General features: G+C 63.9%; 18 protein-coding genes and 1 rRNA gene. 12 read left to right on the top strand and 7 right to left on the bottom strand.

Annotated features, from left to right (window positions below):
- Window positions 1–4: 4 nt before the first annotated feature.
- Window positions 5–118, top strand: a 5S ribosomal RNA gene (gene rrf, locus FVF58_RS25095).
- Window positions 119–467: 349 nt separating this feature from the next.
- Here the strand turns inward: rrf and FVF58_RS25085 are convergent.
- Window positions 468–1,463, bottom strand: coding sequence for a LysR family transcriptional regulator (locus FVF58_RS25085; RefSeq protein WP_149672526.1), 996 nt, complete (start codon window positions 1,461–1,463; stop codon window positions 468–470).
- A 199-nt stretch (window positions 1,464–1,662) separates the two neighbouring features.
- Between FVF58_RS25085 and FVF58_RS25080 the strand changes: the two genes are divergently transcribed.
- The 3 genes from FVF58_RS25080 to scpC all read left to right on the top strand — a co-directional run bounded on the left by FVF58_RS25080 (window position 1,663) and on the right by scpC (window position 5,941).
- Complete coding sequence (locus FVF58_RS25080) at window positions 1,663–3,846, top strand: FUSC family protein (RefSeq protein WP_149672525.1); 2,184 nt, start codon at window positions 1,663–1,665, stop codon at window positions 3,844–3,846.
- A gap of 158 nt (window positions 3,847–4,004) precedes the next feature.
- A complete protein-coding gene (locus tag FVF58_RS25075) occupies window positions 4,005–4,220 on the top strand; it encodes a hypothetical protein (RefSeq protein WP_149672524.1) in 216 nt (71 codons plus the stop codon).
- 206 nt (window positions 4,221–4,426) lie between these two features.
- Window positions 4,427–5,941 (top strand): succinyl-CoA:acetate CoA-transferase ScpC, encoded by a 1,515-nt coding sequence (gene scpC, locus FVF58_RS25070; RefSeq protein ID WP_149672523.1) that lies wholly within the window; start codon window positions 4,427–4,429, stop codon window positions 5,939–5,941.
- Between the two features lie 60 nt (window positions 5,942–6,001).
- On the opposite strand, the gene FVF58_RS25065 is transcribed toward scpC, so the two are convergent.
- A complete protein-coding gene (locus FVF58_RS25065) occupies window positions 6,002–6,256 on the bottom strand; it encodes a GlsB/YeaQ/YmgE family stress response membrane protein (RefSeq protein WP_149672522.1) in 255 nt (84 codons plus the stop codon).
- A 160-nt stretch (window positions 6,257–6,416) separates the two neighbouring features.
- Window positions 6,417–7,124 (bottom strand): MgtC/SapB family protein, encoded by a 708-nt coding sequence (locus tag FVF58_RS25060; protein WP_149672521.1) that lies wholly within the window; start codon window positions 7,122–7,124, stop codon window positions 6,417–6,419.
- A gap of 703 nt (window positions 7,125–7,827) precedes the next feature.
- On the opposite strand from FVF58_RS25060, the gene FVF58_RS25055 reads away from it, so the two are divergent.
- Window positions 7,828–8,352, top strand: a complete 525-nt coding sequence (locus FVF58_RS25055; RefSeq protein ID WP_149672520.1) for a hypothetical protein — start codon at window positions 7,828–7,830, stop codon at window positions 8,350–8,352.
- A gap of 20 nt (window positions 8,353–8,372) precedes the next feature.
- Here the strand turns inward: FVF58_RS25055 and FVF58_RS25050 are convergent, their stop codons facing one another.
- On the bottom strand, window positions 8,373–9,536 hold the full coding sequence (locus tag FVF58_RS25050; protein WP_149672519.1) for a metallophosphoesterase: 1,164 nt from the start codon (window positions 9,534–9,536) through the stop codon (window positions 8,373–8,375).
- Window positions 9,537–9,919: 383 nt separating this feature from the next.
- Between FVF58_RS25050 and FVF58_RS25045 the strand changes: the two genes are divergently transcribed.
- On the top strand, window positions 9,920–10,258 hold the full coding sequence (locus FVF58_RS25045; RefSeq protein ID WP_149672518.1) for a hypothetical protein: 339 nt from the start codon (window positions 9,920–9,922) through the stop codon (window positions 10,256–10,258).
- A 68-nt stretch (window positions 10,259–10,326) separates the two neighbouring features.
- Here FVF58_RS25045 and FVF58_RS25040 read toward each other — a convergent pair whose 3' ends face one another.
- The gene (locus tag FVF58_RS25040; protein ID WP_149672517.1) at window positions 10,327–10,911 is read right to left on the bottom strand and encodes a malonic semialdehyde reductase; all 585 of its coding nucleotides are present in this window, start codon (window positions 10,909–10,911) and stop codon (window positions 10,327–10,329) included.
- A gap of 161 nt (window positions 10,912–11,072) precedes the next feature.
- Between FVF58_RS25040 and FVF58_RS25035 the strand changes: the two genes are divergently transcribed.
- The 5 genes from FVF58_RS25035 to yjfF all read left to right on the top strand — a co-directional run bounded on the left by FVF58_RS25035 (window position 11,073) and on the right by yjfF (window position 16,834).
- Window positions 11,073–11,672, top strand: coding sequence for an alpha-ketoglutarate-dependent dioxygenase AlkB family protein (locus FVF58_RS25035; RefSeq protein ID WP_149672516.1), 600 nt, complete (start codon window positions 11,073–11,075; stop codon window positions 11,670–11,672).
- Between the two features lie 205 nt (window positions 11,673–11,877).
- On the top strand, window positions 11,878–12,864 hold the full coding sequence (locus FVF58_RS25030; RefSeq protein WP_149672515.1) for an ABC transporter substrate-binding protein: 987 nt from the start codon (window positions 11,878–11,880) through the stop codon (window positions 12,862–12,864).
- Between the two features lie 195 nt (window positions 12,865–13,059).
- A complete protein-coding gene (locus FVF58_RS25025; protein ID WP_149672514.1) occupies window positions 13,060–14,691 on the top strand; it encodes a sugar ABC transporter ATP-binding protein in 1,632 nt (543 codons plus the stop codon).
- Window positions 14,688–15,731 carry an ABC transporter permease gene (locus FVF58_RS25020; RefSeq protein ID WP_149672513.1) on the top strand — a complete coding sequence of 348 codons (1,044 nt, stop codon included), beginning with the start codon at window positions 14,688–14,690 and terminating at the stop codon, window positions 15,729–15,731. The genes FVF58_RS25025 and FVF58_RS25020 overlap by 4 nt, the downstream gene beginning before the upstream one ends.
- Window positions 15,728–16,834 carry a galactofuranose ABC transporter, permease protein YjfF gene (gene yjfF, locus FVF58_RS25015; protein ID WP_149672512.1) on the top strand — a complete coding sequence of 369 codons (1,107 nt, stop codon included), beginning with the start codon at window positions 15,728–15,730 and terminating at the stop codon, window positions 16,832–16,834. Before FVF58_RS25020 ends, yjfF begins: the two co-directional genes overlap by 4 nt.
- Before the next feature lie 41 nt (window positions 16,835–16,875).
- Here yjfF and FVF58_RS25010 read toward each other — a convergent pair whose 3' ends face one another.
- The gene (locus FVF58_RS25010; protein WP_149672511.1) at window positions 16,876–18,183 is read right to left on the bottom strand and encodes an MFS transporter; all 1,308 of its coding nucleotides are present in this window, start codon (window positions 18,181–18,183) and stop codon (window positions 16,876–16,878) included.
- A gap of 72 nt (window positions 18,184–18,255) precedes the next feature.
- Complete coding sequence (locus FVF58_RS25005; RefSeq protein WP_149672510.1) at window positions 18,256–19,035, bottom strand: putative hydro-lyase; 780 nt, start codon at window positions 19,033–19,035, stop codon at window positions 18,256–18,258.
- Window positions 19,036–19,246: 211 nt separating this feature from the next.
- Between FVF58_RS25005 and FVF58_RS25000 the strand changes: the two genes are divergently transcribed.
- Window positions 19,247–20,185, top strand: a complete 939-nt coding sequence (locus FVF58_RS25000; protein ID WP_149672509.1) for a LysR family transcriptional regulator — start codon at window positions 19,247–19,249, stop codon at window positions 20,183–20,185.
- Window positions 20,186–20,221 lie beyond the last annotated feature (36 nt).

The following is a 20,221-nucleotide window of genomic DNA, read 5'->3' as shown; positions in this document are numbered from 1 at the left end:
CATGCCTGATGACCATAGCGAGTCGGTCCCACCCCTTCCCATCCCGAACAGGACCGTGAAACGACTCTACGCCGATGATAGTGCGGATTGCCCGTGTGAAAGTAGGTAATCGTCAGGCTCCCCAGCAGTGAACAGAAACCCCACCCCCAAAAGGTGGGGTTTCTGCGTTTGGGGCGGCGGAATCCGCAGGGCGCAAGGGCAGAAAACGGCTGCGAAACCGCGCTCCATCCTCTCGCCGCACGTCACGGCTTCCCGATCCGCAGCGCGTTAGCATAACCGGTCTCCAGATAGCCCCGGCCCACCACCGACGCGCCATCGCGACTCACCCGCAGCGCACCGTCCCGGTACACCGCGTGCGGACCAACTAGTCGGCAATCGAATAGCCGCTGCACACCGCCAACGCACATCCCTGTTTTCAGCACCGCCGCGTCTTTTCGCAACCGGCGGCGCCCACTGCTAAATCCGCATCACAGCGCGGCAATATCCCCGACGCCGCTTGCCCCCACAGGCAACTCGACATCACCGGAATTCGTTTGCCCAACCTCAGCCAGCAGCGCTTCATCGCGTGCAATCACCTTCGGTAGGTGCGTACGCAAGAATTCGACCCACGTCCTTGTCTTTGCATCGATGAACTTGCGGGATGGATACAGCGCATAAACATTCATCTTTTGCAGCGTATGTTCCGGCAACACACGCACTAACGTGCCATCACGCAACCCCGAAATAGCCGCATAAAGCGGCACCATACCGATACCCATTCCTTCGCGAATCGCCACGATCAGCGACTCCGCAATATTGACGTGCACTGGGCCGTTCACTTCCATCATCTCGCTGCCGTGCGGGCCGTCGAGCACCCATTCGTGCGGCGGAAACGCCGGCGTGTGCAGGATCAGACATTCATGATTCGCCAGATCGCCCGGCTTTTGCGGCGCACCGTGCGCTCGCACATAAGCCGGCGAAGCGCACAAAATGCTAAAGGTCGTCCCGAGCGGCAGCGACACGAGATCCGAATCAGGCAGAGTCGAGGCGCCGATCACGGCGACATCGGCGCTGCCTTCGAACAGATCGGGCATGCGCTGCGACAACGTCAGCTCGACGGTCACCTCCGGATAAAGCGCGCGATAGCGCTTGATGGCCGGCAACACATAATGCTGTCCGATGCTCGCGAAGCTATGCATGCGCAAGGCACCCGTCGGCCGCTCGTGCGCGCAACTGGCTTCCTCTTCCGCGGTGTCGACGTCCGCGAGAATCTGCTGGGAGCGCTTCAGATAACGCTCGCCCGCAGTGGTGAGCGCGAGCCGTCGCGTCGAGCGGTTCAGCAAGCGCGTACGCAGATGGGCTTCGAGTTCCGAAACCGCGCGCGACATCGCGCCGGTCGTCGAATTGAGCGACTGCGCGGCGGCGGTGAAACTGCCGGCTTCGACCACGCGCACGAACACTCGCATATTTTGTAACGTATCCATCGATCCTTCTATTTCACGGCAGAAGCCGTATTGTCCGCCTGTCTCGCAGGCGCATTGTTGTCCGTTCTGGAAGGGACGTTCCGCACCTATCCCCTTAATGCCTCCATAGCATGCTCCTACAATCGGCGCCTTGCCTGCCGGTGTGCGCGGTGTTCGCCGGCGCTTCTTTCAGCGACCAACCGGGACGCATTGCTTTCAGATGAAACGCCAACATGCGATCAAACCGACGGCGGACCTCTTCCGGCCGTGGAGCGTGCTGTGGCAAACATTCAATCGCCGGACGTTCATTCCCGCCGTACGCGACTGGTCGACCAGCGACGGCTTGATCTGGCTGCATTTGCTGAAAACCGTCACGGCGGGTCTGCTGGCGCTGGGCATTGCGATGCTGTTCGATCTGCCGCAACCGCGCATCGCGATGACAACGGTGTTCGTGCTGATGCAACCGTTCAGCGGGATGGTGCTCGCAAAGAGTTTCTACCGGATTCTCGGCACGGCGGTGGGGACGGTCGCCGCGCTGGTGCTCGGCGCGCTGTTCGTCCAGCAGCCCGAGTTGTATATGCTCGGCATGATCGGCTGGGTTAGCGCCTGTATTGCTGCGGCGGTCCGGTATCGGCATTTCAGGTGGTACGGCTTCGTGCTGGCGGGCTACACCGCCGCGCTGATCGGCATTCCGAATGTCACGGCGCCGCACGATCTGTTTCTGGCGGCGCTTACGCGCGCGGCGGAAGTGGCGGTCGGCATCGTGTGTTCAAGCGCGGTGAGTGCGCTGATCGTGCCGCAGCGCTCGAGTCTTGCGCTGCGGCGGGCGCTGCAAAATCGATTCGCAAATTTTACTGCGTTCGCTGCCGATGTGCTGGATCGCGGTATCGAGCGTGGCCAATTCGAACGGCGCTTTGCGGACCTCGTCGACGAGATCGTCGGTTTCGAGGCGACGCGTACCTTCGCCGCCTTCGAAGACCCGGCGATGCGCTCGCGCAGCCAGCATCTCGGCCGTCTGAACGGCGAGTTCATGGATGCCTGCGCGCGACTGCATGCATTGCACCAGCTGCTCAAGCGGTTGCGCGCGAACGGCGCGGCACCGGTGATCGCGGCGATCACGCCGTACTTCCGTGAACTGGCCACGCTGCTTGCGCCGCGCAGCGCGCCGGCCGCGGACGCCGCGCAACTGGGCGGCTTGCGTCTCTTCCAGGCGAATCTGCCACGGCGCGTGCGCGAAACGAGACGGCCACTCGAGCCGGCACCCGCCGAATCGCTGGCGGACTTCGACACGGCGGCGGAACTGCTATACCGCTTCGTCGACGAGTGGATCCGCTACTCGGAGACCTACGCATCGTTGGCTCGGCGCAAGCCCGAGAGCCTGCAGCAGCGACGCAATCCGAGCCGCTATGTGAGCCACACGAACAGCTTCGTCGTCGCGTTTGCGTTTGTGCGTTCCGCCGTGGTGATGGCCATTGCGGGCTCGTTCTGGATCGCGACCGACTGGCCGAGCGGCGGCCTCGCGATGATCGGTGCGGCGTTGGCCTGCGCGTTGACCTCGACCGCGCCGAACGCGACGAAGATGGCCGTGCAGATGGCGGTCGGCGCGGTGCTCGCGACAATGACCGGCTACCTGTTCACGTGCTACGTGTACCCGAACATTGACGGCTTCCCATTGCTTTGCACGATGCTCGCACCGGTGCTTGCGCTGGGCGCATTCATTGCGACACGCAAGTATGCAGCCGGGTATGGCATCGGCTTTTCCGTGTTTTTCTGCCTGCTCGCCGGACCGGACAACGTCGTCGCTTATGCGCCGGATCTGCTCATCAATAATGGCATCGCGCTCACGGCGTCGATGTTGCTGGCGGCGCTGGTCTTCGCGGTGGTCTTTCCGGCCGACATGCCATGGCTCATCGAACGGATCATGGGCGACTTGCGCGCGCAAGCCGTGTTCGCGTGCAAGGGCGAATTGCCGGGACTCAATCAGCGTTTCCAGTCGAGCACGCACGATCTGACCTCGCAACTGCGCATGCTCCTGACGCGGCGTTCCCGACGTCGGCGCGACGCGTTGCGCTGGATGCTCGCGACGCTCGAAGTCGGCCACGCGGTGATCGATCTGCGCAACGAAACGGCGCGCGCCGCTTATGTGGACGCCCTTCATCCACGCTGGAGCGGTGCTATCGAGCGCACTCGCGCGGACCTCGCGCTGCTCTTCGAGCGGCCCGGTACGCGAGCGCTCGAACGCGCGCTCGTCTCCGTGCGCTCGGCCTCGTGGATCGCGCAGGACATGCTGCAAACGGTGCATGCCGATCGCGACAGACGGCACGACCTGCAGCGCATCCTGGGTTGCCTGCACTTCATTCGCACCGCGTTGCTCGACAAGGACGCGCCGTTCAACGCGCGTTAAGCGATGCGCACCGATTCCCTCCATCCCCAGCGATCCTTCCGCCAGTTGGAAAGATCACTTCCGGCCAGCCCCGTTTATCTGCGTGAGTGGCAATCCTATAGTTTCATCACTGCCACGCAGTCACTGCCGCGCAGCTACCGTAAGTCCTGGAGAATGAAATGAAAGTGTTGAAGCTTGTCCTGATTGCCTGCTCTCTGTCCGCTGTTGTCGCCCATGCGCAAACAGCACCTGCCGCACCTGAGCAACAGGTTGCCCAGGCGAATGCGCAGCGCGCCGACGACGTCGCCGCACACGGCCGCGTTGCAGCGCCGAAGGCCAAAGCAGAAGAGTGCGTCGGCCCGGTGAGCTTCTGCAATACCTATTTCGGCAGCTAAGCAGCGCCACTAGCAGCATCTGAAGTACGGGTAACACCTGCCGCGAGCACTGCGCAAACGGCGAAACACCAGGCCGCGACGCCGTCCCCATCGAGAAGCCGAGGAGACGCCGCGGCGGGTGCGACATTCTGGCTACTGAGCGAAGCACACCGCAGACGTGCGCACCGGTAGTCCGCCCCCTGGGGATTTTGGAGAGAGTCAGTTTCATGTACGAAGACCGGATTCGTTGTGCCGCACTGCGCGGAAAAATCACCTCAGCCGCCGAAGCGGCGCTTCTGATTCAGGACGGCATGCGCGTGGGCGCGAGCGGCTTCACGCGCGCGGGCGACGCGAAAGCCGTCCCGGTGGCGCTGGCGGAGCGGGCGCGCGAGGAAGGCAAGTCGCTGCGTATCACGTTGATGACGGGCGCATCGCTCGGTCATGACGTGGACCGCATGCTCACCGAGGCGCACGTGCTCGCGCGCCGTCTGCCGTTCCAGGTCGACAAGACCTTGCGCGACGCGATCAATCGCGGCGACGTCATGTTCGTCGATCAGCATCTGTCTGAAACCGTCGAGATGCTGCGCGCGAACCAGCTCGGCAAACTCGACGTCGCCATCATCGAAGCCACCGCGATCACCGAGACCGGCGGCATTGTGCCGACCACCTCGGTCGGCAATTCGGCCAGCTTCGCGATCCTCGCCGACAAGGTGATCGTCGAAATCAATCTTGCGCAGCCGCTCGCGCTCGAAGGGCTGCACGACATCTGGATTCCGGGCCGCAGGCCGCACCGCGAGCCGCTGCCCATCGTTCGTGCGCAGGACCGCGTCGGGACGCCGGCCATCGACATTCCGCTCGAGAAGATCGCAGCGATCGTCATCACCAATATGGCCGACAGTTCCTCGACGGTGCTCCCGGCGGATCAGGAAACCCAGTTGATTGCCGGCCATCTGATCGAATTTTTCCGGCACGAAGTGTCGCGCGCACGCATGCCCCGGCAATTGCCGCCATTGCAGGCGGGCATCGGCACGATTGCGAACGCGGTGCTCGCCGGCTTCGTCGATTCGCCTTTCGACGCGTTCGAAATTTACTCAGAAGTACTGCAGGATTCGACCTTCGATCTGATGGACGCCGGCAAGGTGACCTTCGCGTCGGGTGCATCGATCACGTTGTCGGCCGCGCGCCAGGCGCAGGTGTTCAGCGAACTGGCGCGCTATCGCGACCGCCTCGTGCTGCGTCCGCAAGAAGTCAGCAACCATCCTGAAGTGATTCGCCGGCTCGGTCTGATCGCGCTGAATACCGCGCTCGAACTCGATATCTACGGCAACGTGAATTCGACACACGTGGGCGGCACGCACATGATGAACGGCATCGGCGGATCGGGCGACTTCGCGCGCAACGCGTCATGCGCGATCTTCGCAACGAAGTCGATGGCGAAGGGCGGCCGCATTTCGAGCATCGTGCCGATGGTGCCGCACTGCGATCACAACGAACACGACGTGGACGTGGTCGTGACGGAGCAGGGCCTTGCCGATCTGCGCGGATTGGCGCCGCGAGAACGCGCGATGTTGATCATCGAAAACTGCGCACACCCGCTGTATCGCGATCTGCTGCGTGACTACTATCGGGACGCTTTGCGAGGGGGAGGGCAGACGCCGCATCGGTTGGACCAGGCCTTCGCCTGGCATATGCGGTTGCACGATACCGGCTCGATGTTGCCGGCGACCCAGACGGGTCTTTGAAGCAGCGAAGCGTCAGGCGGCGTTCGCCCCTGACGCTTCTTCGGACATCAGATGCTGTGCTCAACTGCCTCGTCGGATGAGGCGGATAAGAAACAATAGAATGACCGCGCCGATCACAGCGGTGATGATCGAGCCGATCCAGCCGCCGCCCAGCGAGATATGCAGCACGCCGGCAAGCCAGCCGCCGATGAACGCGCCGACAATCCCGACAATGATGTCGACGATCAGGCCGAAGCCGCCGCCCTTGACCAGCACACCTGCGAGCCAACCTGCGATCGCGCCGATGATGAGCCATGCAATGATGCCGTGTTCCATATTCGGGACTCCATGGTTGAGGGATAAAAAATCACGGTGCTAGAGCTTAGTCGAAGGTGATGGGGCCGTCCATTTTCAGGACGCGGAATTAACAATGTCTATCTATTGCAGATGAAGTGTAGACGATGCGCGCTGACATGGGGAACCTGCACGCGGCGCGTCACTCCGGCGTCGGCTCCGCTTCTGTCGCCGTCCAGCTGACGCTGGACACACTCTTTTCCATGCTCAGGCGGCTTGCCATCTGTTCGAGCTTCGACTGGTCTTTTGGATGCAGCTTGAGCGTCGCCGTCACGCGGATGCGTCCGGCATCGTGCTCGAGGTCTTCACTCGTCAGACTCTGAAACGACAGTGGCGTCGAGTACATGGAATTGGAAATGGCGGTGCGAATGTGGATCTCGTCGGCCTCGCGGCAGACGATCGTCAACACGTACTCGCGCACCAGGTCGGCGTTTGAAACCGGTGCGGCGTTGATCGTGCGGCTCACTTCGCGCAGCACCGTGTTGGTCAGCAGCACGACCGCGGTACCGGCGAGCGCCGGCCCATAATGACCCGCGCCGCACAACACGCCCACCGCCGCCGAGCACCACAGCGTCGCCGCGGTGTTGATCCCCTGAATGGAACCCTTGTCGCGCATGATGACGCCGCCGCCGAGAAAACCGACGCCGGACACCACATACGCGGCGATCTGCGTGATGCCGGCCGTGCCGGTGCCCGTCAACACGCCGAGCGTGACGAACAGGCACGCGCCGCTCGCGACCAGCGTGATGGTGCGCAGGCCGGCACTGCGCTGGCGCATCTGCCGCTCGAGGCCGATGGCGACACCACAGGCAAAGGCGGCAAGGAGCCGCCAGACGAATTCGAATGTCATCGTTCAGAAAGGTTGACGCGCGTGTTCGCGCAGTGTGAACCCCACGCGTGACAACAGCGCGTCGCCGCGATGGGGCGCGCGTGGTCATGCGCGACGAAGCGCGCGAGCCATGGCTCGCGGCGCGCGAAGGCGCAGAGCGTCGGCATGGAAATGCACGATGCGCGGCTTCACTGGCACTTCACTGGTACAACAAGGTTTGCGAACGACGTGCGCTGTCGGGCCCGAAGGCAAGACGGCGGCAGAGGAAAGACTGGCGCGGAAATCTTGCCGATCAGGCGATCGGGCGAAGCGAAGCTCGGCGAGTACAACTGCCACTGTCCAAGATCGTTATTCCGGTTGAATGGGGTTGGCGAATTCTAGGCGGCTGGACAAACTTAAGTCAAGCCAGGATCACGCGACGCATCGAATCCTTCGTCGCATGTTTGAGGACGTTTCGACTGACTTTTACGGAACAATCCACGCGTAAATACGGACTCCGAATATTGACGGTCATTCTCTCGGAAAACACACTGTCTGGATACTCCGGAGCGTGTCGTGCTGCTGCGGTGCTCCATTCACGTTCGCTTTTTTGTGCTTTGCTTGTGACGGTTTGGCTCGCATGTTTGTTCGTGCACTGTTCAGTCGTCTTTGCGCGCCGAGCCACGCGCCATTCATCAGCTACGACATCGTTGCTGTTCCGCCGTTCGGCCTATTTGAGGAATGTATGAAAGTGAAAGCTTCCGGCATCGTTGCCGGCGCGTTGCTGGCGTTTGCGCCGCTTGTATCGTCCGCCGCGCTTCTGCCCGCGCCGTTCGAAGGCAGCCGCACGATGCAGGCGGAAGGCGTCGTGAAATCAATCGACCAGGCGAAGCGCTCGCTGACCGTACTCGACGCGCATGGCGGCGAAGGCGCCTTCACCGTCACTGACGCGCGCAACCTCGCGCAGATCAGACTGGGTAGCAAGGTCCATATCCGGATGATCCGCAACGCGGTGATCCGGGTCACGCATGCCGCGGACGGTCAAGGCAAGTTCGCGCAGGCCGCCCCGCGCGACACCGCGCAAACGGTGACCGCCGAGGTTGCGGCAATCGACCGCGCCACCGGCGTATTGGCGCTGAAGGGCGCGGACGGCTCCGCGTTCCATATCCAGAGCCGTGAGCCGGCGGCGGTCGCCAATATCGCGCCGGGCATGCAGGTGTCGGTGACGTTTGCGCCGGAAGTCAGCGTGGCCGTGGCGCCGGCGCAGTAGTCAATCTGGTAAGCGTCGATCTAGTCCGGCTCGCCGGGTACGAGGCGCAAACGTGTGATTTCCGACGGCGCGCCCAGCCGCTTCGGCGGGCCCCAGTAGCCGGTGCCTCGGCTCGTATACACCCACAGTCCGTTCAGGCGCGCGAGACCCGCCGTGAACGGCTGCTGAAAGCGCACGAAGAAATTCCACGGGAAGAACTGGCCGCCGTGCGTGTGGCCCGACAACTGCAGCGTGAAGCCCGCCGCAGCGGCGGCTTCGGCGGAACGCGGCTGGTGGGCGAGCAGCACCTTGATCAATATGTCGCCTGGCGCGCCGGCGAGCGCCGCAACCGGATCGCTGCGATGCGACGGGTCGTGATGGCCTGCCGAATAGTCGGTCACGCCAGCAATGACCGCACGCGCGCCATCGTGATCCACGATCACGTGTTCGTTAAGCAGTACGTTCAAGCCCAGGCGGCGGAACTCGTCGATCCACGCATTCGCGCCGGCGTAGTACTCGTGGTTGCCGGTCACCAGAAAAGCGCCGTGACGCGCGCTGAGCCGCGACAGCGGTTGCGTGTGCCGGGTCAACTGCGGCACGCTGCCGTCCACCACGTCACCGGTGACAGCAATCAGATCAGGCTTGAGCCGGTTCACCGCGTCGACGATCGCATCCACGTAGCGGGCCTTGATGGTCGGCCCCACGTGAATGTCGCTGATCTGAACGATCGTGAAGCCGTCGAGTTCGGCCGGCAGGTCGTCGATCGGCACTTCGATCGTCACCACCTTTGCGCGGCGACGCGCATTGAACAGGCCCACCAGCGTCGACAGCAGCGCGAGCAACGGCACCGCCGCCGCCGAGCCCGTCCGCCAGTGGGCGATTGCGATGGCATTCGGCCAGATCGCATCGACGGTCAGCAGCGAGGCGAGCACCAGGTCGCGCGCGAAGGTGAGCACCAGCAGCGAAGAGAAGAAGCCCAACGCCAGCAGCCCGACCCATGCAAGCCGGTCGCCGAGCGGTTGTCGCTTGATGCTGCGCGCCATCATGCCCAGCGGAATCAGAAAGATCGACAGCACGAGCCACGCGCCGCTCAACCAGCGGCCGGTGGCGTCGATCGGCATGTCCGGAATCAGACGTAAGCCTACGTAGATATGCAGCAGGATGCCAATCAGAATGAAGCGAACAAAAAACGATGAGCGGCGCATAAGAGGATCAGGGCGGGAAGGGGCCGGCACGAACTGAGGAGCGTCGGCGATGGCTCGTCGGCAGCAGCGCTGCTCGCGACCGGGCGAACCATTCTACCGGCATGTGCCGGCGCTTGCCGAAGGCGCCAAATTCGCGGATTACGCGCCGTGCGCCGTGCGCCCTGCGCTAAAAGCGCGAGCGCAATCGTGCATAGCAGCAATTCCCGGTAGCCGCGAGGCTTGTCGAAGCGCGCTGTGCAACCGAATTAAATGGGCTTTGAATTGTGCCCGCGCGTGGACTATGCTCAAAAGGAACCGGCTTGTTGCAAGGTCGCCGCGAGGGCCGCAGCGGTTCGGCAATGACGGGATTTGTCGCCGGCAGACGGTGATGGGGGAGGCACATCATGAAGCTGCTCAGATCGGGCCATCAATTGCGCCATGCGCATCATGAGCATCACGCGCATCACGTCGGGCGCGAGGGCAGCCATGTGATGTTGCCGCTCGTCGGCATTTCTTTAATGGCCCTTGGCCTGTATTTCGCCGTGCGCAACATCGACTTCTCCGAGCTGGGCAAGAGCGCACTATTCGGCGTGGTGATGCTGTGCGTCGCGCTGGGCATCGCGGGGCTGTTCGGCGTCGTCGGCGCATGGCTGCGCTCGAATGGCGACGAGGCCGACGAGGGCTTCTGCTTCGTCGGCGCGTTGATCGGCACGGTAGTGTTTTACGTGGCGATCCTCACCTGAGCGCATCGGCCGCGAATGCACCCAGCCGCACTCAGCCGCACCCAGCCGCACCCAGCCGCGCCGGGGCATCAGACAATCCGCGCGGCTTCGTCGAACGAGAAACGTGGACTGCGCGCGAACAGTGTCGACGGATCACCATAGCCGAGATTAATCAGGAAATTCGACTTCACGGTGGTGCCGGCAAAGAACGCTTCGTCCACTTTGGCAGCGTCGAAGCCCGACATCGGACCCGTGTCCAGACCGAGCGCGCGGGCGGCAAGCAGCAGATAGCCACCTTGCAGCGTCGAATTGCGAAATGCCGTGTCCGCGATCGCGCGGTCGTTGCCGGCGAACCAGCTGCGCGCATCCGCATGCGGAAAGAGTCGCGGCAGATGCTCGTAAAACGCCATATCCATCCCGACGATCACCGTGACCGGCGCAGCCATCGTCTTCTCCAGATTGCCCGCCGACAACGCCGGACGCAGCTTCTCCTTGCCTTGCGGCGTCTTGACGAACACGAAGCGGCCGGGGCTCGAATTCGCCGAGGTCGGTCCGAGCAAGGCCAGTTCGGTGAGTTGCCTGAGCACGGCGTCGTCGACCGGCTTGGGCTGCCAGCTGTTATGGGTGCGCGCCTCGCGAAAGAGTTGATCGAGTGCCTGATCGGAAAGAGTCATGACGGTAGTCCGTTATGAAAGAAATGAGGGATTTTAACGACAGCGTGGAATGACAGCGCAACGCACATGGGCGAGCGCGTTCGTCGTTCCCGCCATAATAGCCAAGGTTCTCACCGCGCATGTTTAGTCCGCGCAATCGCATTCAGCATCCAGGTAACCGCATGATGGATCTTTTCGATGACCTGCCGACGCCTGACGTCGACTGGTATCCCGACTGGCTGCCCCCCGCCGCCGCAGCGCGCGCTTTGACGCAACTGATCGGCGAAGTGGCCTGGCGACAGGACACGATGGGCACGCCCGCCGGTCGCGTCGCGCTACCGCGTCTGACTGCGTGGCAGGGCGAGCCGGACGCGGTGTACGTCTACTCGGGCATTCGCAACCTGCCGCAACCGTGGACGCCGGCCGTCGCCGAACTGAAGGCGGCCGTGGAGGCCGTCTGCGGCGCGCGCTTTAACAGCGTGCTGCTCAACCGCTACCGCAGCGGGGCGGACAGCATGGGCTGGCACGCGGACCGCGAGCCCGAACTCGGCGTGCAGCCGGTTATTGCATCGGTCAGCCTGGGCGTCGCGCGCACGTTCGATTTGCGACACAACAAGACCGGCGTCGTGCGGTCTTTCTTGCTGAAGGGCGGCAGCTTGCTGGTGATGAAGGGCGACACCCAGGCACAGTGGCGGCACCGGGTGCCGAAAGAGCCGCGCGTGATTGGCGAGCGGGTCAATCTGACGTTTCGCTCGGTGACGCCGCGCGCGGCGGGCCACTAACTTTTCCGCTTTTTTCCGTTCTCTGCCGTCGCGTCCAGCGCCGATCCCGCCGGCTATACCAAAATTGATATTGCTCCCGCGAATCATATGATTGGACGGTTAACGCTCCAGACAGTACGCTACATCACGATCCACGCACCGTGAGGGCCGAAGGGGCTGGGCAGGTTCGCTGGGTCGCCTATACAACAACGATCAGGAGACAGTCATGGCGAATACACGACGTGCCGCATGTCGTGCGTTGGGCGCGCTCGCACTTTCCGCAGGCATCGGCGCGCTGACGCTGGCTACGCCGGGCGCTTACGCGCAGGATAAACAGATTACGCTCGGTTTCGCGCAGGTCGGCGCGGAAAGCGCATGGCGAACCGCCAACACCGAGTCGGTCAAGTCCGCCGCAGCGGACGCGAAGATCAAGCTCAAGTTCTCCGACGCCCAGCAGAAGCAGGAAAACCAGATCAAGGCGATCCGTTCGTACATCGCGCAAAAAGTTGACGTGATCGCGTTTTCGCCGGTCGTTGAATCCGGCTGGGAACCGGTGCTTCGCGAAGCCAAAGCCGCGAAGATTCCGGTGATCCTCACCGACCGCAACATCGATGTCAAAGACACCTCGCTCTACGTGACGATGATCGGCTCCGACTTCCTCGAGGAAGGGCGGCGCGGCGGCCACTGGCTCGCAGATCACTACAAAGACGACAAAGGCCCGATCAACATCGCTGAACTGCAGGGCACGGTCGGCTCGGCGCCCGCCAACGACCGCCACTCCGGTCTGATCGAAGTGATCAAGAGCGATCCCAAGTTCAAGATCATCGCGTCGCAAAGCGGCGACTTCACGCTCGCCGGCGGCAAGCAAGTGATGGAAGCGTTCATCAAGACCTACGGCAACAAGATCAACGTCGTTTATGCGCATAACGACGACATGGCGCTCGGCGCGATCCAGGCGATGGAAGAGGCCGGCATGCATCCGGGCAAGGACATCGTCGTCGTGTCGTTCGACGCGACCAAGGGCGGCTTCCAGGCGATGGCCGCGGGCAAGATGAATGTCGACGTGGAGTGCAGTCCGCTGCTGGGGCCGCAATTGATGTCGGCGGTGAAGGACGTGGTGGCCGGTAAGCCGCTGCCCAAACGCATCCTCACGGAAGAGACCGTCTTCCCGATGAGCGTCGCGGCGCAAACCCTGCCGACGCGCAAGTACTGAAGCGCAGACCAGGCTTTCCTCACGACATGCGCCGCCGGGTAGGCGGCGCGGAGGAGATGCACAAGTACGGATAGATCGAACAGGTTTCTCCAGTGGTGCCTGGCCGCCCGGGCTGCTTCGGCAGCGGGCGGTCTCTTTTCAACAGGATCCCGCTGGAACCTGCCGAACCCACGCATAGCCGATCGAGCGAGGTCCATGACTCATCCCGCTTCCGAACCGAACCAGCCGGCTATTGGCGCGAACGGCGCCATCGTCAATGGCGCCGACGGCGCCGCCAGCGCGCCTGAACCCATTCTGGCCACGGCCGGCGTCAGCAAGACATTCCCCGGTGTGAAGGCCCTGCAGCGGGTCGATTTCCGCCTGTTTCCCGGCGAGGTTCATACGCTGATGGGGCAGAACGGCGCCGGCAAATCCACCTTGATCAACGTGCTCACCGGCGTCATCGCGCCCGATGCGGGCACGATCCGCCTCGGCGGTGAAGTGGTCGCGTTTGCGTCGCCGCAAGAAGCCGAAGCGGCCGGCGTTCGCACGCTGTATCAGGAAGTCAACCTGTGTCCGAACCTGTCGGTGGCGGAAAACATTTTCGCGGGCCGGCAGCCTAAGCGCTTCGGCGCGATCGACTGGCCCGACATCAAACGGCGCGCGCAGGCCGCGCTGGCGCGCCTCGACGTGACACTCGACGTCACGCGTTCGCTCGACGCGTATCCGATCGCCGTGCAGCAGATGGTGGCGATCGCGCGAGCGCTATCGGTCGACGCGCGCGTGCTGATTCTCGACGAGCCGACTTCGAGTCTCGACGACAGCGAAGTCGCGCAGCTTTTCAAAATACTTCGGCATCTTAAGCAATCGGGTATCGCGATTCTGTTCGTCACGCATTTCATCGAACAGACCTACGCGATTTCCGACCGCATCACGGTGATGCGCAACGGCGAGCGCGAAGGCGAATACCTCGCGCGCGATCTGTCCGCCGATCAGCTGGTGTCGAAGATGGTCGGTCACGAGCGCATGAGCGCGCGCTTGCGCGAAGCCGCGCACGAAGCCCATCCGGCGCACGCGTCCGATGACGGCGCGCAGGATCCGCAGCGTGTTCAGACGGCGCAGCCGTTCGTCGAACTTCGCGGTGTCGGACGGCGCGGCACGCTCCAGCCGATCGATCTCGACGTGCAACACGGCCAGATTCTCGGCCTCGCCGGCCTGCTCGGCTCGGGCCGCACGGAAACCGCGCGCCTGCTGTTCGGCGCGGACCGCGCGGACAGCGGCACGATTCTCGTGCAAGGCCGGCCCGTGCGGCTGCGCTCGCCGCGCGACGCGGTGCGCCACGGCATCGGCTATTGCGCGGAAGATCGCAAGAAAGAGGGCATCGTCGCCGAGCTGTCGATCCGCGAGAACATTCTGCTGGCGCTGCAGGCGCGGCGCGGCTGGTGGCGCAAGATCAGCCGGCAGCGCGCGCGCGAACTGGCCGATCTATGGATCGAGCGGCTCGGCATCAAGGCTTCGGACGCCGAGCAGCCGATCGGCCTGCTATCCGGCGGCAACCAGCAGAAAGCGCTGCTCGCGCGCTGGCTCGCCACCGACCCGAAGCTGCTGATCCTCGACGAACCGACGCGCGGCATCGACGTCGCCGCAAAGTTCGACATTATGGACCGGCTGCTGGCGCTCTGCGCGAACGGTCTGAGCATCCTGTTCATTTCGTCGGAGATCGGCGAAGTGCTGCGCGTGAGCCACCGCGTCGCGGTGCTGCGCGACCGGCGCAAGATCGCCGAGGTCGCCGGCAAGGCGTCAACCGAAGACAACATCTATCGACTCATCGCGGGGAGCGGCGAATGAAGCTATCGAACTGGTTCGCGCGCGACGGCGTCGAGCGTCCGTTGATCTGGCCGTGCATCACGCTCGCGCTGCTGTGCGGTCTGAACCTGTGGGTGAATCCGCATTTCCTGTGGCTGCGCATGCTCGACGGCCATCTGTTCGGCGCGCCGATCGATGTGCTCAATCGCGCCGCGCCGCTGGTGCTCGTCGCGATCGGCATGACGCTGGTGATCGCGACGCGCGGCATCGACATTTCCGTCGGCGCGGTGGTGGCGATCGCGGGCGCCGCCGCGGCCACGATCCTCGCGACGCAGCCGGTGCCGAGCGCGGGGCTGGTCGCGCAGGCACTGGTGGCGGCGTTGATCGTCGGCGTGCTGAGCGGCATGTGGAACGGCTTGCTGGTGTCCTTCGTCGGCATGCAGCCGATCATCGCCACGTTGATCCTGATGGTCGCGGGCCGTGGCATCGCGCAACTGCTGACGGCCGGGCAGATCATTCCGATCGGCGCGCCTGGCTATCTGTTCGTCGGCGGCGGCTACTGGCTCGGCGTGCCGTGTTCCGTGTGGATCGCGACGATCGCCGTGCTCGCCACCGCCGCGCTCGTCGAAGGCACGGCGCTCGGACTCTTCATTCGCGCGATCGGCGTCAATCCGGTCGCAACACGCCTGGTCGGCTTGCGCTCCAAGGCGCTCGTGTTCGCGGTGTACAGCTTCTCGGGCTTGACCGCGTCGATGGCGGGCATCCTGATCAGCTCGAACGTGCGCAGCGCCGACGGCAACAACGCCGGCCTGCTGCTCGAACTCGACGCGATTCTCGCGGTGACGCTCGGCGGCACGTCGCTGCTCGGCGGCCGCTTCAGTTTCGCGGGCACGGTGCTGGGCGCGCTGATCATCCAGACGCTGACCTACACCACCTATTCGATCGGCGTGCCGCCTGAAGCGACGCTGGTCGTCAAGGCGGCCGTGGTGCTCGCGGTCAGCGTGATCCAGTCGCCGGCGGCGCGCGCACTCGCGATGTCGTTCGGCGCGTCGATCTTCAGGCAGCGCGGGGTGGCACGATGAGACGACTTCTCGAAGCGCTCGCCCATCTCCTCGATCCGCGCACGCTGCCGATCGCCGTCACGATCCTGTTGTTCTTCGCGCTGTTCGGTTTCGGCTCGGTGATGTACACCGGTTTCTTCTCGTGGCAGGTGCTGCTGGACCTGCTGGTCGACAACGCGTTCCTGCTGATCGTCGCGATCGGCATGACGTTCGTGATCGTGTCCGGCGGCATCGATCTGTCGGTGGGTTCGGTTGTCGCGCTGACAACCATCGTCGAGGCGGTGCTGTCCGAACACTGGCATTGGCCGGTGTGGGTGATCATCCCGATCGTGCTGCTGATGGGCACCGTGTTCGGCGCGGTGCAGGGCGCGCTGATTCACTTCTTCCGTCTGCAGGCGTTCATCGTCACGCTGGCCGGGATGTTCTTCGCGCGCGGCCTGTGCTTTCTGATCACGACGCAGTCGATCACGATCACCGATCCGACGTTCCAGAAGATCTCGGCGTTTCGTCTCGACATCGGCATCGGCTCGGTCACCGCGAACGTGCTGATCGCGCTGGTGACGCTGCTGGGCGCGATCTATGTCGCGCATTTCACGCGTTTCGGCCGCAACGTGTACGCGGTCGGCGGCAATCCGCGTTCGGCGTTGCTGATGGGCCTGCCGGTCGCGCACACGCGGATCGGCGTGTATGCGCTGAGCGGCTTTTGCTCCGCGCTCGGCGGCGCGGTATTCACGTTCTACGTGTTGTCGGGCTACGGTCTGCAAGGGCAGGGCATGGAGCTCGATGCGATCGCGGCCACCGTGATCGGCGGCACGCTGCTGACGGGCGGCGTCGGCTACGTAATCGGCTCGCTGTTCGGCGTCGGCATTCTCGGCACGATCCAGGCGCTGATCACGTTCGACGGCACGCTCAGTTCGTGGTGGACGCGCATCGTGATCGGCGCGCTGCTGTGCGCGTTCTGTCTGCTGCAACGGCTGATCGAGCGGCACGCGAAGTCGGTGCGCCGGCCCGGCGGCACCGCTGCGGTGACGACGCCGGGGCATGGGCATGGGCACGCGCATGGTGAGACGTCGGCGGCGGCATCGGATTCGCAGGTGCTCGGACGCGCGCCGGAACAGGCGTGAGGGTGCACAGCGGTCGCGTTTGCTGCGTGCGCCGGCGTGGTTCAGGCGCTCAGCTGCCGTCCTTTGGTTTCGGGCAGCGTCAGCGCGGCCAGGATCACCACGCCATACGCCGCCGCGGCAAACACGCCGATTGCATGGCCGAGCGTCATCGTTTGCGATACGTAGCCGATCAGGAACGGAAACGTTGCACCGACCGCCCGGCCAAAGTTGTAGCAGAACCCCTGACCCGAGCCGCGAATGCGGGTCGGAAACAGTTCGGTGAGAAACGCGCCCATACCCGAGAAAATGCCCGATGCGCAGAAGCCGAGCGGGAAACCGAGCACGAGCATCGAGAGGTTGTCGAGCGGCAGTTGCGTGTAGATCAAGGCGATCGCGCACGACGCCAGCGCGAATGCGATGAACGCGCGCTTGCGGCCGATCCTGTCGCTGACATAAGCGCCTGTCAGATAACCGCAGTAGGAACCTGCGATCACCACGCCAAGATAGCTGCCGGTGCCGATTACGCTCAGATGTCGTTCGGTTTTCAGATACGTCGGCAGCCACGTGGTCACCGCGTAGTAGCCGCCTTGCACGCCGGTCGCGAGGATGGAAGCCCGCAACGTCGTCCAGACAATATCGCCGCGAAAAATATCGAGCAGTGACGTGCGCGTTTGCGTGGCGGCCTGCGCTTCTTTCTGCTGCCGATGCACGTCCGGTTCTTCGACGAAGCGGCGAATCCAGATCACGAACGGCGCCGGCGCGATGCCGATCGCAAACAGCACGCGCCATGCGTACTCGGCCGGCACCAGCGAGAACACGGCCATGAACAACAGCGTCGACACGCCCCAGCCGATCGCCCAGCCGGCCTGCACCAAACCCACTGCCTTGCCGCGATCACGCGCGCGGATCACTTCGCCGATCAGCACCGCTCCTGCCGTCCACTCGCCGCCGAAGCCGAGACCCATCAGCCCGCGCGCCCACAGCAACTGCGAGAAGTTTTGCGCGAGCGCGCAAGCCAGCGTGAAAACCGCGAACCAGAGAATCGTGATCTGCAAGGTCTTCACCCGGCCGATGCGGTCCGACAGCACGCCGGCCCCCCATCCGCCGAGCGCCGAACTCAGCAGCGTGACCGTGCCGATCAGGCCGGCGTCGCCGCGCGTGATGCCCCATGTCGCGATCAGCGTCGGGATCACGAAGCTCAGGAACTGCGTGTCCATTGCGTCGAGCACGTAGCCGATCTTGCAACTCCAGAACGCGCGTTTCTCGCTCGCGGAGATCTGCCGATACCACGCGAACGGGCCTCTCTCGTTGCGTGTGCCGGACGCGCCATAAGCGTCGGTGTCCGCGGTCAACTGCGCTTCGGTTTCCATGCTTGAACTCCGGTCGTCGTGGTGGGCCGCATGTCGTCGCGCGGCCTTGCGGTGGGACTCGCCGCGCCGTGGCTACAGCACCGCCAGCGAGGTGTTGGGAATGTCGGTGACGAGCATGTGTCCGGGCTTGTGCGCGATCGCAAACGGCAGCCGCGCGCTTTCGATCGCCACTTGCGGCGTGACGCCACAGGCCCAGAACACCGGCAGCTCGTCGCTGCGTATTTCGACCGCGTCGCCGAAATCGGGCCGCGCCAGATCGCGAATACCGATCAGCGACGGATCGCCAAGATGAACCGGCGCGCCATGCACCGCTGGAAAACGGCTGGTGATCTGGATCGCGCGGATTGCGTCGGCGGCTTTCATCGGCCGCATCGACACGACGCGGTTACCGCCGAACACGCCGGCGGCGACGTTGCGCTCACGCGTGCGATACATCGGCACGTTGACCTGCTGTTCGAGATGGCGCAACGGGATGCCTTCACGCCGCAACATCTCCTCGAAGGAAAACGAGCAGCCGATCGCGAACACCACCAGGTCGCCGCGCCACAGTTCGTCGAGACTGCGGACTTCCTCGGCGCGCTCGCCGTGGCGGTACACGTAAAACGCGGGCACGTCGTTGCGGACGTCGAGATCGGCGCCGAGCGCGGGCACGCGCCAGTCGCCCGGTTCACCGATGCCCAGCAACGGGCACGCCTTCGGATTGAGCGTGCAGAAACGCAGAAAGTCGTCGGCGTATTGCTTCGGCAGGATGGCGAGATTGGCTTGCGCGTAGTCGCCGCAGTAGCCCGCAGTGGGGCCGGACAGGCGTCGGCTGCGAATCTGCCGACGAAATTCGGATGGTGTGTAGGACATGGACTGCTCGACTCCAGGTAAATCGTGTGATCGATGAAATCCTGCGATGCAATCCAGATTAGTCACGCCGAAAATATCCATCCAGCGAGTTTTTCTTGCGTTTCGTTAAATTAAACTTAACGGCGTCACGGCCGGTTTCCGGCTGAGAGTCCGGCTGGGAGTTGGGCTAAGAATCGCGCGCATCCCGTCGTTGTCGAGAGAGTCATCACCCATGAATACCCGCTTCGTCGAAACGTTTCTGACGCTTGCCCGGCTGGGCAGTTTTCGCGCGACGGCCGCCGCGATGCACGCGACGCCCGCCGCGATTTCGCTGCGCATCAAGACACTCGAGGCGGAGTTGGGCGTCGCGTTGATCGAGCGCGACGCAGCGGATTTTCAGCTCACGGCGAATGGCGAACGGCTGCTCGCGCATGCGCGTTCCGTCGTGCAGGCCACGCGCTCGCTGCAACTGGCCGCGCAGGACGAAACCCTGGTGGCCACGCGCTTGCGGCTCGGCGTGATCGAAACGGTCGTGCATAGCTGGCTGCCGGACTACATCCGGATGCTCAATAGCGAGTACAAACGGATCGTCGTGGATCTGACGGTCGATTCGAGCGCGGTGCTCGGGCCGCGTTTGCGCGCGGGCGAACTGGACCTGGTGATTCAGGTGGAGGAAACCGGCGAGCACGAGGCGTCGATCGTCGCGACGTTGCTGGCGAGTTACCCGGTTCGCTGGATCGCGCGCAGCGACCTGATTCCGGCCAGCCGCGCAAAACACGTTCAGACCGTGTTGAGCAAGCCGGTGCTGACGTTTGGCCGTGGCACCGCACCGCAACTCGCGGTCGAGGCGATCGTGCAGGGCCTCGCGAAGCGCGCCGGTGTGCCGCTCGCGCAGACGCAGGTCACGTGCATGCCGTCGGTGGCGGTGATTGTGAAACTGCTGCGCGATGGCTACGGGATCGCGGCGGTGCCCGCGCTGTTCGTCGAGCCTTATCTGAGCAGTGGCGAACTGGGGCAATTGCAGGTGCGTCCGTTGCCGCCGCCGATCGACGTGGCGATGTACTACCGCGATGACGCGGACGTCGGCGTGCTGGCGGCATCACGCGTGGCGCGCAGTGCGTGCGATCAGTATGCGAAGGCGTTGGGACGGCAGTTGATCGAGACGCGGTGAAGCGGTGAAGCGGGAGCAGGCCGCAGCGCGGCTCAC

Origin of the sequence: Paraburkholderia panacisoli (assembly GCF_008369935.1) — a bacterium.
GTDB classification, from domain to species: domain Bacteria; phylum Pseudomonadota; class Gammaproteobacteria; order Burkholderiales; family Burkholderiaceae; genus Paraburkholderia; species Paraburkholderia panacisoli.
The sequence above is the reverse complement of the archived record's forward strand: the minus strand, read 5'-3'. Positions and strand labels throughout refer to the sequence as shown.

Bases quoted from the DNA above. Each gene is read 5' to 3' on its own strand.
- FVF58_RS25055 (WP_149672520.1), top strand. From the start codon at position 7,828: ATGAAAGTGAAAGCTTCCGGCATCGTTGCCGGCGCGTTGCTGGCGTTT.
- FVF58_RS25060 (WP_149672521.1), bottom strand. From the start codon at position 7,124: ATGACATTCGAATTCGTCTGGCGGCTCCTTGCCGCCTTTGCCTGTGGT.
- FVF58_RS25000 (WP_149672509.1), top strand. From the start codon at position 19,247: ATGAATACCCGCTTCGTCGAAACGTTTCTGACGCTTGCCCGGCTGGGC.
- FVF58_RS25050 (WP_149672519.1), bottom strand. From the start codon at position 9,536: ATGCGCCGCTCATCGTTTTTTGTTCGCTTCATTCTGATTGGCATCCTG.
- FVF58_RS25040 (WP_149672517.1), bottom strand. From the start codon at position 10,911: ATGACTCTTTCCGATCAGGCACTCGATCAACTCTTTCGCGAGGCGCGC.
- FVF58_RS25045 (WP_149672518.1), top strand. From the start codon at position 9,920: ATGAAGCTGCTCAGATCGGGCCATCAATTGCGCCATGCGCATCATGAG.
- FVF58_RS25020 (WP_149672513.1), top strand. From the start codon at position 14,688: ATGAAGCTATCGAACTGGTTCGCGCGCGACGGCGTCGAGCGTCCGTTG.
- FVF58_RS25005 (WP_149672510.1), bottom strand. From the start codon at position 19,035: ATGTCCTACACACCATCCGAATTTCGTCGGCAGATTCGCAGCCGACGC.
- FVF58_RS25085 (WP_149672526.1), bottom strand. From the start codon at position 1,463: ATGGATACGTTACAAAATATGCGAGTGTTCGTGCGCGTGGTCGAAGCC.
- FVF58_RS25025 (WP_149672514.1), top strand. From the start codon at position 13,060: ATGACTCATCCCGCTTCCGAACCGAACCAGCCGGCTATTGGCGCGAAC.
- FVF58_RS25080 (WP_149672525.1), top strand. From the start codon at position 1,663: ATGAAACGCCAACATGCGATCAAACCGACGGCGGACCTCTTCCGGCCG.
- FVF58_RS25065 (WP_149672522.1), bottom strand. From the start codon at position 6,256: ATGGAACACGGCATCATTGCATGGCTCATCATCGGCGCGATCGCAGGT.
- scpC (WP_149672523.1), top strand. From the start codon at position 4,427: ATGTACGAAGACCGGATTCGTTGTGCCGCACTGCGCGGAAAAATCACC.
- FVF58_RS25010 (WP_149672511.1), bottom strand. From the start codon at position 18,183: ATGGAAACCGAAGCGCAGTTGACCGCGGACACCGACGCTTATGGCGCG.
- yjfF (WP_149672512.1), top strand. From the start codon at position 15,728: ATGAGACGACTTCTCGAAGCGCTCGCCCATCTCCTCGATCCGCGCACG.
- FVF58_RS25030 (WP_149672515.1), top strand. From the start codon at position 11,878: ATGGCGAATACACGACGTGCCGCATGTCGTGCGTTGGGCGCGCTCGCA.
- FVF58_RS25035 (WP_149672516.1), top strand. From the start codon at position 11,073: ATGATGGATCTTTTCGATGACCTGCCGACGCCTGACGTCGACTGGTAT.
- FVF58_RS25075 (WP_149672524.1), top strand. From the start codon at position 4,005: ATGAAAGTGTTGAAGCTTGTCCTGATTGCCTGCTCTCTGTCCGCTGTT.